The organism is Chryseobacterium sp. CBSDS_008 (assembly GCF_049959325.1).
Lineage (GTDB): Bacteria > Bacteroidota > Bacteroidia > Flavobacteriales > Weeksellaceae > Chryseobacterium.
The window spans coordinates 3,505,712-3,516,998 of the sequence record NZ_CP188202.1 but is presented as its reverse complement, the minus strand read 5'-3'; the positions used below and the strand labels follow the sequence as shown (position 1 = coordinate 3,516,998).

General features: G+C 37.5%; 10 protein-coding genes. 7 read left to right on the top strand and 3 right to left on the bottom strand.

Annotation, left to right across the window (positions count from 1 at the left end; all coding sequences use genetic code 11):
• Positions 1–104 precede the first annotated feature (104 nt).
• Together ACP3T3_RS15915 and ACP3T3_RS15910 are read left to right on the top strand one after the other, a co-directional pair.
• Positions 105–323 carry a four helix bundle protein gene (locus ACP3T3_RS15915; protein WP_426476796.1) on the top strand — a complete coding sequence of 73 codons (219 nt, stop codon included), beginning with the start codon at positions 105–107 and terminating at the stop codon, positions 321–323.
• A 41-nt stretch (positions 324–364) separates the two neighbouring features.
• Entirely contained in the window at positions 365–703 is a 339-nt protein-coding gene (locus tag ACP3T3_RS15910; RefSeq protein ID WP_129038643.1) for a hypothetical protein, read from the top strand.
• A 132-nt stretch (positions 704–835) separates the two neighbouring features.
• On the opposite strand, the gene ACP3T3_RS15905 is transcribed toward ACP3T3_RS15910, so the two are convergent.
• On the bottom strand, positions 836–1,327 hold the full coding sequence (locus ACP3T3_RS15905) for an SRPBCC family protein (protein ID WP_426476795.1): 492 nt from the start codon (positions 1,325–1,327) through the stop codon (positions 836–838).
• A gap of 201 nt (positions 1,328–1,528) precedes the next feature.
• Between ACP3T3_RS15905 and ACP3T3_RS15900 the strand changes: the two genes are divergently transcribed.
• From ACP3T3_RS15900 to ACP3T3_RS15880, 5 genes are all read left to right on the top strand, one after another.
• Entirely contained in the window at positions 1,529–3,073 is a 1,545-nt protein-coding gene (locus ACP3T3_RS15900; protein WP_426476794.1) for a sensor histidine kinase, read from the top strand.
• A gap of 159 nt (positions 3,074–3,232) precedes the next feature.
• Positions 3,233–3,919 (top strand): response regulator transcription factor, encoded by a 687-nt coding sequence (locus ACP3T3_RS15895; protein ID WP_002982671.1) that lies wholly within the window; start codon positions 3,233–3,235, stop codon positions 3,917–3,919.
• Between the two features lie 72 nt (positions 3,920–3,991).
• Entirely contained in the window at positions 3,992–4,645 is a 654-nt protein-coding gene (locus tag ACP3T3_RS15890) for a hypothetical protein (protein ID WP_426476793.1), read from the top strand.
• 19 nt (positions 4,646–4,664) lie between these two features.
• Complete coding sequence (locus ACP3T3_RS15885; protein WP_426476792.1) at positions 4,665–5,027, top strand: hypothetical protein; 363 nt, start codon at positions 4,665–4,667, stop codon at positions 5,025–5,027.
• A gap of 68 nt (positions 5,028–5,095) precedes the next feature.
• On the top strand, positions 5,096–7,801 hold the full coding sequence (locus ACP3T3_RS15880; RefSeq protein ID WP_426476791.1) for a TonB-dependent receptor domain-containing protein: 2,706 nt from the start codon (positions 5,096–5,098) through the stop codon (positions 7,799–7,801).
• Positions 7,802–8,470: 669 nt separating this feature from the next.
• Here the strand turns inward: ACP3T3_RS15880 and ACP3T3_RS15875 are convergent.
• Together ACP3T3_RS15875 and ACP3T3_RS15870 are read right to left on the bottom strand one after the other, a co-directional pair.
• Positions 8,471–8,968, bottom strand: coding sequence for a phosphoheptose isomerase (locus ACP3T3_RS15875; RefSeq protein WP_407848533.1), 498 nt, complete (start codon positions 8,966–8,968; stop codon positions 8,471–8,473).
• A gap of 25 nt (positions 8,969–8,993) precedes the next feature.
• Positions 8,994–11,276: a GH92 family glycosyl hydrolase gene (locus ACP3T3_RS15870; protein ID WP_426476790.1), complete on the bottom strand. Its 2,283-nt coding sequence runs from the start codon at positions 11,274–11,276 to the stop codon at positions 8,994–8,996.
• Positions 11,277–11,287 lie beyond the last annotated feature (11 nt).

Below are 11,287 nucleotides of genomic sequence, written 5' to 3'. Positions count from 1 at the left end.
AACAAAGCAGCTAGCCATCATGATCATTAAAGAATTTTCTAAACTTCCGCATAATGAAGCTTTTTCTGTAAATCAGAAAACAAATATTCCGGTCTTCTACTTCTATGGCTGCTAATTATAGAGCTATGTGCAGAGCAAGATCAAAAGCTGAACGATTTTCTAAAATATCTATCGTGATTGAAGAAACTGATGAAACTTTGTTTTGGCTTGAAATGTTAGAGGAACTGGAATATGTTCAAAAAGAAATTGTAACAGATATAAAAACAAAAACCGAAGAAATACTGAAAGTAACTTCTTCCTATAGAAAAATGCTAAAGAGCTAACTTTATCATTTATCAATTATCAATCATCATTTATCAATTATATGAACGAGTCCGAATACTGGAAAAAAATAGAACAGTTCTTCGAAGACAATTTTCAGACAGAGAAGAACCCGCCCATTGAGACCCTTTTATTCCTGATAGGGTTACAGGAGCTGGGAAGCGGCCAGCAAAAATATACGAAGGAAGACAAGGTAAACCTGATTCACATTGCAGTCTGCAGATTGCTGGAACCTTTTGGGTATTATAAATTTACCCACTATGAAGACGGATGGCCACAGTTTGAAAGCCTGGAAGAACTTCCAGAATTAAAACCTAATGAGCAGACTTTGCTGATGAAAAAGGCAATTATCCAGTACTTTCAGGAGGAAGAGCTTATATAGGCTGGAAGCAGGGAGATTGAGGCTGGAAGTCAATCACCGACGAGCTAATCTTCAATATGGAATAAAGAATCCAGATCTTTCCTTGGAAAGATCCGGATTCTTTTATTAATCGTTTATTTTATAATTTCAGATTTATCCAATGAGTTCCTCCAATTGGGTTAATCCCATTTTAAATCCTTCTTCAAATCCCATATCCATGAGCTTTTTCATCACTTCAGGAGAATGGTAATGGATATTAATGGTTACTTTTGTTCCCTCTTCTACTCCTGTAAAACCGATAAGCCATTTTGACCTTGGAAAATCTTCATTGATATTTCCATTTTCATCGCAGAAGCCACTCATCCATTCGAGACTTCTGTGTTCTGTAATTTCTCCATACTGAGTCTGGGCATACATAGGTCCTTTTTCACCGTTTGGGCCTACCATGGTATACATCCATATTCCTCCCTCCCTAAAATCCTGACTTATCGTTTCGCATTTCCATGGCTTGGGACCCCACCACTGATCCAATAACCCGGCCTGGGTAAAATGGTTCCACACTGTTGAAACATCAGCCTTATAAATCTTCATGACATATGTGCTGGGAGCGTCAAAATCTTTGTTGAAAATAATACTAGATTCCATATATATTTATTTTTAATAAAGTTAGCACTTTAATTTGTTGAAAGGACTTTTCATATGACAAGTAAAGGATAATTCATAAATAATTGTTAAAAAACACTCTTTTAAGATAAAAAAAACAATTTTTTGGCTCGTTTTTTGTTTATGAAGTCTTAAAACAATTAATTTTAACATTCATTTTTTCAAAACATATATAATTAAATAATGAATAACAAATTCATCCCAATAATTTCAGTGTTTATGACGATCTCACTGATTGTCTTCGTGACGCTCCAATTTTATTGGTTGAAAGGCTATTACGGTGTACTGGAACAGGATTTTTCTAATAAAGTATATGCTGTTTTGGAAAGTACTTCAAAAAGTATTGAAGAAATTGAGGCCGATAAATATCTGAACCAGGATTATAAGGATTTCAGAAAAAATATTATCGCCAACAGCAAGCAGCCGTCTTTAACTACGATTCAGCAGGTTGAGGACTCTGGTACCCAAAGACAGATTATTTATTCCAAAAACATTATTGAGAAGACACAGCTCCCGATTTCCCAAAAAGGAGATTCTATTAAGCTGACCACTTTATATACAGACGAGGCTGCTTATAAAATAAAAAGAGATACCACCAACCGTGAACTTCTTACCACAGACATTAATCAGGAGATTGAAACGGGAGATTACTCCATGAAAGAGTTTGTTAAAGTATATGGAAACAACCTTCCTATCACCAAAAGGGTGGATCCGAAAACGCTTGATTCTGTTATCGCCAAAGAACTTAAAATAAGAGGAATAACTGCCAAGTTCGGATATGGAGTTCTGGACAGAAATAACAAGCTTACAAGCATTGCCAATAAGGCTTACAAAGAAAAGAAAGACAGCAATACGTACAGCTTTCCTCTTTTTGCAGATAAGAAAAATACATTATACAGTCTTGCCCTTGTTTTCCCTAAAAAAGAATATTCTCTGGCGATGAATAACTGGCCGATGCTTTTAGGAACATTTCTTTCTCTGCTTACGATTCTTGGGATTTATATCATTTCCATCAATTATATGATGAGGCAGAAGAAACTTGCTGAAGTAAAAACAGACTTCATCAACAATATGTCCCATGAGTTTAAAACACCACTGGCAACCATTTCTGTAGCAACAGATTCATTGGCCAATGACAAAATTGCCACCAATCCGGATAAAGTAAAATATTATTCTGAACTGATAAAACAGGAGAATTTAAGGATGAAAAAGCAGGTGGAAAATGTTCTTAATATGTCTAAACTTGAAAGAAATGAGGTAGAACTGTTTTTAAGAGAAGCCAATGTAAGGGAATTAATCAAAAGAACTACAGAATCTTTCAACCTGATTGTACAGCAGAGAAACGGAACGCTTACGCAGAAGTTCAATGCTACCCATTATAATTTTAAGATAGACGAATTCCACATTTCGAATATGCTGGTCAATTTACTGGATAATGCGAATAAATATTCTCCTGAAGCACCGGAAATACATGTGGAAACAAGAAATGAAGGAAACTGGTATGTCATAGAAATTTCCGATAAAGGAATGGGAATGGATACCCAGAATAAAACCAAAATTTTCGAAAAATTCTTCAGGGAAGAAACCGGAAATATTCACAACGTAAAAGGACAGGGATTAGGCCTCTCCTACGTTAAGAAAATTGTAGAACTCCATAAAGGACAAATTATCGTAGATTCCCATAAAGGAACAGGAAGTACATTCACGATAAAACTCCCGATGGGCTAGAAAAATAAATGACAGATGATAAGTGATCAATGATAAAAAGATGTCTTTCAAATCAACTATCATTTATCATTCATCAATGATAAAGTTTAACCAAATATCAAAATAGAAGATAGAGTGAGGAAGTTCATTCTTAATTGTTAATTATTAATTATTAAAATTATGAGCAACAGAATATTATTAGTAGAGGACGATCAGAGTTTCGGGGCGGTGCTTAAAGATTATTTGACCATCAATAATTTTGAAGTAACTCTTGCCACTGACGGAGAGCAGGGACTTAAAGAATTTACAGAAAATGAATTTGACATCTGCATATTTGACGTAATGATGCCTAAAAAAGATGGATTTTCGTTAGCTGAAGATGTAAAAAAGATTGATAAAAATACACCGATCATATTTCTTACCGCAAGAAATATGAGAGAAGATATTTTGAAAGGATATCAGTTAGGAGCTGATGACTATATCACAAAACCATTTGATACTGAGCTGCTTTTATACAAAATCAAGGCTATTCTTCAGAGAAGTTCTACCTTGGAAAATGAAGAGCAGGAGCAGTTCAAGATCAGCAATATTTTCTTCGACTCTATGCTGAGACAGTTGAAAGTAGGAGATAAAGAATACAAACTTTCTCCTAAAGAAAATGAATTGTTAAAACTTCTTTGCATCCACAGAAATGATTTCATGCCGAGAGATCTTGCGTTAAGAAAGATCTGGAAAAAAGAAAATTACTTTACCGCAAGAAGTATGGACGTTTATATTGCGAAGCTTCGTAAGTTATTAAAAGACGACGAAGGATTGGAAATTATCAACGTTCACGGAGAAGGATTTAGACTTTTGGTAAAAAATTAATCCAAAAATCAAATTATAAGTATAAAATTAGCAAAACAATTGAAAATGTTTTGCTAATTTTGTTTCATACCCATGGATATGAAGAATACATTTATAGGTTTAATCACCGTATCACTATTAGCTGTATCCTGTAAAAAGGATGAAAGAGCGACTTATTTAAAAGAAGAAGCCAACGCCGGACAGCCCAACGTAGCCCTCAATACACCCTCAAAAACAGCACTGATGGACCAGGCAGGTATTCCATCTACCTCCACTCCTACTCCAATGGCAGCAGCTCCGGGAATGAATCCCCCACACGGACAACCGGGACACCGATGCGATATTCCCGTAGGACAACCTCTGAATGGCGCTGCTGCAACGGCAGCTACTCCTGCGTCACAAAATGTAAATGTGAGTGGAGGGAATACGATCCAGATTGATCCGAATGCCGTATCACCTGGGAAAATTACTCTTGACAACAATGGAAAACAGGTAAAAACAGCTCCGGGAATGAACCCTCCACACGGGCAGCCAGGACACCGATGCGATATTCCCGTAGGACAACCCTTAAACAGTAAGCCAGCTCCGGCATCACAGCCAGCACAAAATATAGTTCAGGCAACTCCAAGTCCTTCTCCTGCACCCGTTGCACAGAATCTGGCAATGGGAGAAAAGCCAAAGCTAAACCCGGCACATGGTGAACCCTGGCACAGCTGTTCTCTGAAAGTTGGTGATCCTTTACCATAAATTTTGTATTTTTGCAGATATGAAGCTGTTTCACCTACTTGCAATAGTGTTTTGCCTGGGAGTTTTTTTAATTCCCAAGGACAATTTCTATGGGCAGGTAATGCAGGAAACATGCTGCAAAGCAGAATCGTCCAAAAAAATGGACTGCTGTAAAAATCATTCTTCAAAAAAAGACAGCAAACATGATAACACAAAATCATGTAATGATGACTGCTGTTCATCATGTGCTGCCTGCTACACTTTTATTGAAACTCCTTTCTCAAAAAATCTACGCCTGGAACTGTCTTATTACAAAGCGAATAAGAATGCTCAGTTCCGATATTCAGATCCTTATCTTTCAGACCGTTTAAAGGAAATCTGGCAGCCGCCCAAGATAGGTTAATTAAAATACCCTGAGTTCATTATACTACGTAATGGACTGTTTTTTAATTAATTTAAACTTTTAAACAAATGAAATTACCTATTTCCAGGTTGATACTTGGTGCATTATTCCTATTTACACAATTTATATCTGCTCAAACACTTTCAAAAAACCAGTTCAAGGTAAAAGGGAACTGTGAAATGTGCAAAACAAGAATTGAAAGTGCCGCGAAAAAAGCTGGCGCAAAAACAGCAGTTTATTCTATTGATCTTCAAACACTAACCTTAGAAACAGACAAAGTATCTTCTGATGATATCCTGAAAAAGATTGCAGAAGCAGGTCATGATAATGAGAAGTTCAAAGCAACTGATACAACGTATGAAGGACTTCCGGGATGCTGTCATTACGACAGAGATGCAAAGACTTCACAAGCAGAAACCAATCATGAGCATCATGTAAGCGCTCCTACTTCTGCTAAAAAAGAAAATGAATTCTACGTAAGAGGAAACTGTGCTTCATGTAAAGCCAGAATTGAAAAAGCGTCAAAAGAAGCCGGTGCCAATACTGCAGAATGGAATGCAGAAAAACAAACGGTTACTTTAAATTTTGATCCTTCAAAAACCTCATCAGATAAGATTTTAAAGGCTATTGCTGATGCCGGACATGATAATGAAAAATATAAAGCAACAGATGCAGTTTACAATGGGCTTCCGGGATGCTGCCTCTATGACAGGGATTTTACTTTTGGCGAACCCAATCCAAAAGTACATTACGAAGAAGGAGCAAAGCATGAAGTCCATAAAGACAATGACATCTCTGTAACTAAAGAAAATCATTCCCAGCATGAAAAAAACATCGACGGAGTTGTTGTAACAGGTTCTAAGGCAGCAACAGCTTTAAGCAAAAAAGAAGCCGGACTTGTTTTTAATATTGACAAAAAAGAGCTGCTAAAGGCGGCTTGCTGTAATCTTTCTGAAAGTTTTGAAACCAATGCAACGGTAGATGTTTCCTTCAGCAATGCGGTTACAGGAACAAAACAGCTGAAAATGCTTGGTCTGGATCAGAAATATACCAGCTTAACGAAGGAACAGTTACCAGAAATCAGAGGGTTGGCTTCTGCTTATGGATTAAACTTTATTCCGGGAAGATGGATTGAAAGTATTCAGCTTACCAAAGGAGGAAGCACGGTAACAAATGGTTATGAAAGCATCACAGGACAGATCAATACTGAACTTTTGAAGAATGCAAAGACTCCTGAAACGTCACTGAACCTTTTTTCTGACTTTAATGGAAGAGCAGAAATAAATATTACCAATGTTTCTCCTATCAACGATAAATGGTCACAGACTTTCCTTCTTCACGGAAACGGAACGTTTGGAAACACAGATATGAACCATGACGGTTTTCTGGACAGACCGAAAGGAACACAAATTAATGCTGCTTATTTGTTGAATTATAACGACCTTGAAAAATCAGGATTTGGGTCTCACTTTGGAATTAATTTTATCCGAGATGAAAGAACGGCAGGACAGATTGGTTTTGATAAAAAACTGGGTCAGGATAAACAACCTTTTTATGGGGTAGGAATCGATATTTCAAGATTTCAGGTTTGGAATAAAACAGGGTACGTTTTTAAAGGAAAACCTTACCAGAGTATCGGATGGATGAACCAGTATGTGTATCACCAACAGGACAGCTTTTTCGGATTGAGAAATTATTCCGGGCAGCAGCATACGTATTATTCCAATTTAATTTTTGAAAGTATCATCGGAAATACCAACCACAAGTATAAGGCCGGTGCAAGTTTCTTATATGACGGTTATAAGGAAACCTATTTGCTGGATGATATGAGAAGAAACGAAATTGTACCTGGGATTTTTGCTGAATATACTTTAACAGGGTTAAAATATACTTTAGTAGCGGGTTCCAGAGTAGATTTCCACAATCTGGCAGGAACTCAGTTTACACCGAGACTTAATTTCAAGTATGATTTCACCCCTCAGACTATTTTAAGACTTTCTGCGGGAAGAGGATTCAGAACAGCAAATGTTTTTGCGGAAAGCCAGCAGTATTTTGCTTCCAACAGAGCGATTAATATTTTACCTAACGGAGGAAATATTTATGGATTAAGACCTGAAATTGCATGGAATTATGGAGCAAGTTTACAACAGGAATTCAAATTATTCGGAAGAAAATCGAGCATTATCGCTGATTTCTTCAGAACCGATTTCCAGAACCAGGTATTGGTAGATTTGGATAAGTCTCCTCAGCAGCTGACTTTCTATAATCTGGATGGAAAGTCTTTTGCGAATTCATTCCAGACCCAATGGGATTTTATGCCTGTCAAAAATCTTGAAGTAAGATTGGCTTATAAGTATTATGATGTACAGGCGGATTATATCGGTGGAAGAAGAGAAGTTCCTTTTATGGCGAAACACAGAGGGTTTGTGAACTTGGCTTATTCAACCAATAAAACAGATAAAGGAGGATTCTGGAGTTTTGACACCACTTTAAACTGGGTCGGAAAACAGAGACTTCCCGATACGTCAACGAATCCGGCGGAGTTTCAGTTACCGACTTATTCAGAATCTTATGCAGTTCTTAATGCTCAAATCTCAAGAAATTTCAATAAAAAGATCAGAGCTTATGTAGGGGGAGAAAACCTTACTTCTTACTATCAGAAAAATGCGATTGTAGATTTTAAAAATCCATTCGGAAATTATTTTGACGGCGGAATGGTATACGCTCCGATTATGAAGGCGAACTTTTATGTGGGACTGGATGTGACGTTTTAAAAGCTGGAAGCTGGAAGAATGAAGCTGGAGTGCTATTAGCCTATAAAGTTCTTATATGGGATAAACTACTGGTAAACTCTGAATAAGAGACAACGTTTTAAAGGCGGGAAGCTGGAAGAATGAAGCTGGGAGTGCTATTAGCCTATAAAGTTCTTATTATGGGATAAACTACTGGTAAACTCTGAATAAGAGACAACGTTTTAAAGGCGGGAAGCTGGAAGAATGAAGCTGGGAGCGCTATTAGCCTATAAAGTTCTTATATGGGATAAACCACTGGTAAACTCTGAATAAGAGACAACGTTTTAAAGGCGGGAAGCTGGAAGAATGAAGCTGGGAGTGCTATTAGCCTATAAAGTTCTTATATGGGATAAACTACTGGTAAACTCTGAATAAGAGACAACCTTTTAAGGCGGAAGCTGGAAGAATAAAGTTGAAAGTGCCTACAACTGAGTAAAATTTATCTTATTGAGGATAAAATCTGAATACCCAAAAACCTTATAGGTTTCAGAAACCTATAAGGTTTGATTTTTACCATAAGCAGGTAAATTCGCCACTCATAACGGAGGAAATCCAAGAGTTATGAAAACCTCAAGTAACTCCCATCTTCCAGCCTCAAGCTCCCTTACTTAATAAAAAAATCGGCTTTAATATTAAAGCCGATTTTTTTATTTATCTTCCAAAGTCATCCTGTACTCTTACAATATCATCTTCATCTGAAGGATTGGATGCATCGGTATGCTGCCAGATTTCAGCTACAATTCCCCAGCCTGCAAGACCAATTAATCTGTGTCTTTCTCCCTGTTGAAGTTTTACCTGATCTTTCGGACCGTATTCTCCCAATTCTCCTTCTTCATCGGTATTGCTTCTTTTGATTCCAACCGTTCCTTCCACTACCTGCCAGATTTCGGCTCTTCTGTGGTGGTACTGCCAGCTTAATCTTGCTTCCGGAGCTACGATAAGGATTTTCGGGCTTAGCTTTCCTCCTATTCTCAGATTATCTACATCAATACCATCAAAATACTGGTTGGCAAAATCCTGTGCCTGTGTTTCATCAATCACAAAGAAACCTCCCCATGGTCTTGTATCGTCTTTTGCTGCAATGTTAAAACCTTGTGTCTGCAGCATGCCTTCTACTCTATCGAATATTTCTTTTTTTTCTGTACTCATACAGCTTATATTTTTAATTTAAAAATTATTTATTTGATTCTTCTTTTGACATTGAATAAGGAAAATCTTTTTCCTGTGAGCCTCTTTCTTTGTTGGGTTTGCTGTCCATTTTAAAGTCTAAAACCGCTCCCTTCATCAGCTCTTTATGGCTCAGCCAGTTTTTGGAATAAGTCTGCTGGTTTACATTCAATGATTTTACATATAAATTTTCTGCATTGTTTTCCGGAGCTTTTATTTCAATTTTCTTACCATTCTCCAAATGGATGGTAGCTTCTTTAAACAACGGTGCTCCTAATACATACTGATCTGTTGCAGGCGTTACCGGATAAAAACCAAGGGCTGAAAAGATATACCACGCAGAAGTCTGCCCGTTATCTTCGTCACCACAATATCCGTCCGGAGTCGCATGATAAAGCTTGTCCATTACCTGTCTTGCCCAATATTGAGTTTTGTAAGGTGCTCCTGCATAATTATAAAGGTAAATCATGTGCTGAATAGGCTGGTTTCCGTGGGCGTACTGGCCCATGTTCATGATCTGCATTTCTCTGATCTCGTGAATTACTCCGCCATAATAGCTGTCGTCAAAAACCGGTGGCAATGAGAATACCTCATCTAATTTTGCTTCAAATTTCTTCTTTCCTCCCATCAGTTCTGCTAGACCGTCAATATCCTGGAAAACAGACCATGTGTAATGCCAGCTGTTTCCTTCTGTAAACGCATCTCCCCATTTGAAAGGATTGAACGGTTTCTGAAAGTTACCATCTTTATTTTTACCACGCATTAAACCTGTTTCCTTGTCAAATACATTTTTGTAATTGTAGGCTCTTTTCTTATAAATATCAATTTCAGAAGCAGGTTTCCCCAAGGCTTTTCCTAACTGATAAATTGAAAAATCGTCATAAGCGTACTCCAATGTTCTTGCTGCATTTTCATTGATTTTTACATCGTAAGGAACATAACCTAATCTATTGTAATATTCTACGCCTGCACGGCCTACCGCTTCTATAGGACCTTCATTATTTGCTCCATGTTTTACGGCCTGCCAAAGAGCTTCCGTATCATATCCGCGAAGTCCTTTGATGTAAGCATCTGCCACTACAGATGCGGAGTTGTTTCCAATCATAATATCAGAATATCCCGGACTGCTCCACTCTGGTAAGAAACCTCCTTCTTTGTAAGCATTGGCCAGCCCTTCCTGCATTTCCACATTGATACTAGGGTAAACAAGATTCAGGAAAGGATATAGAGCACGGAAGGTATCCCAGAAACCGGTTCCTGCAAACATTCTTCCGTCAACAATTTTACCATTGTAAGGACTCCAGTGTTTTATTTTATTCTGAGCATCCACTTCATATAATTTCTGTGGAAAGAATAAAGTTCTGTACAAAGAGGAATAAAAGGTTCTCATCTGCTGATCTGTTCCTCCTTTTACGTCTAATTTTCCTAATGTTTTGTTCCAGATATTTTTAGCATCGGTTTTTACCTGTTCAAAGTTTCTGGTTCCTATTTCTCTTTTCAGATTCAGTTCTGCCTGTTCAAAGCTGATGAATGAAGAGGCTACTTTTGCATACACCGTTTCTTTATTTTTAAGTTTAAAACCTACGACAGCTCCTGTATGATCGCTGGTAATTTCTAATTGGTCATTAACCAGTTTATCATCTTTCCAGGTTTTTGTCAGTTCAAAATCTTTATCAAACTGAACGACGAAATAGTTTTTAAAATTATCATATTTCCCGGTAGAGTATTTTGTGGTATACCCAATAATTTTTCTTTCTTTTGGTAAAATTTTGATGTAAGAACCTTTATTCAGAGCATCAACCACTATGTAAGCGCTGTCTGTTTTGGGAAAATCAAATTTAAAATAAGAAGCTCTTTCTGTAGGCGTAAATTCTGTTGTTACATTGATGTCGGCCAGATAAACACTATAGAAATAAGGGGTAGATACCTCAGCTTTATGGCTGAACCAGCTTGCTCTTTCGTCTTCTTTAAACTTTACTTTTCCTACTCCCGGCATGATGGCAAATGCGCCGTAATCATTCATCCACGGAGATGGTTGGTGTGTTTGTTTGAATCCTTTTATTTTATCTGCATCGTAGGTATAAGCCCATCCATCGCCCATTTTACCAGTTTGTGGTGTCCAGATATTCATTCCCCATGGAAGCCCTACTGCGGGATAAGTATTTCCATTGGATAATGAAGGTTTGGACTGTGTTCCCATCAAAGGATTCACGTAATCTACGGGAGATATGTTCTGCCCCAATGCCCAGGCCTGTAACAACAGTAAGCAAGTAGAAAATATAAACTTCATTGTATCTTTTC

Bases quoted from the DNA above. Each gene is read 5' to 3' on its own strand.
- ACP3T3_RS15915 (WP_426476796.1), top strand. From the start codon at position 105: ATGGCTGCTAATTATAGAGCTATGTGCAGAGCAAGATCAAAAGCTGAA.
- ACP3T3_RS15910 (WP_129038643.1), top strand. From the start codon at position 365: ATGAACGAGTCCGAATACTGGAAAAAAATAGAACAGTTCTTCGAAGAC.
- ACP3T3_RS15905 (WP_426476795.1), bottom strand. From the start codon at position 1,327: ATGGAATCTAGTATTATTTTCAACAAAGATTTTGACGCTCCCAGCACA.
- ACP3T3_RS15900 (WP_426476794.1), top strand. From the start codon at position 1,529: ATGAATAACAAATTCATCCCAATAATTTCAGTGTTTATGACGATCTCA.
- ACP3T3_RS15895 (WP_002982671.1), top strand. From the start codon at position 3,233: ATGAGCAACAGAATATTATTAGTAGAGGACGATCAGAGTTTCGGGGCG.
- ACP3T3_RS15890 (WP_426476793.1), top strand. From the start codon at position 3,992: ATGGATATGAAGAATACATTTATAGGTTTAATCACCGTATCACTATTA.
- ACP3T3_RS15885 (WP_426476792.1), top strand. From the start codon at position 4,665: ATGAAGCTGTTTCACCTACTTGCAATAGTGTTTTGCCTGGGAGTTTTT.
- ACP3T3_RS15880 (WP_426476791.1), top strand. From the start codon at position 5,096: ATGAAATTACCTATTTCCAGGTTGATACTTGGTGCATTATTCCTATTT.
- ACP3T3_RS15875 (WP_407848533.1), bottom strand. From the start codon at position 8,968: ATGAGTACAGAAAAAAAAGAAATATTCGATAGAGTAGAAGGCATGCTG.
- ACP3T3_RS15870 (WP_426476790.1), bottom strand. From the start codon at position 11,276: ATGAAGTTTATATTTTCTACTTGCTTACTGTTGTTACAGGCCTGGGCA.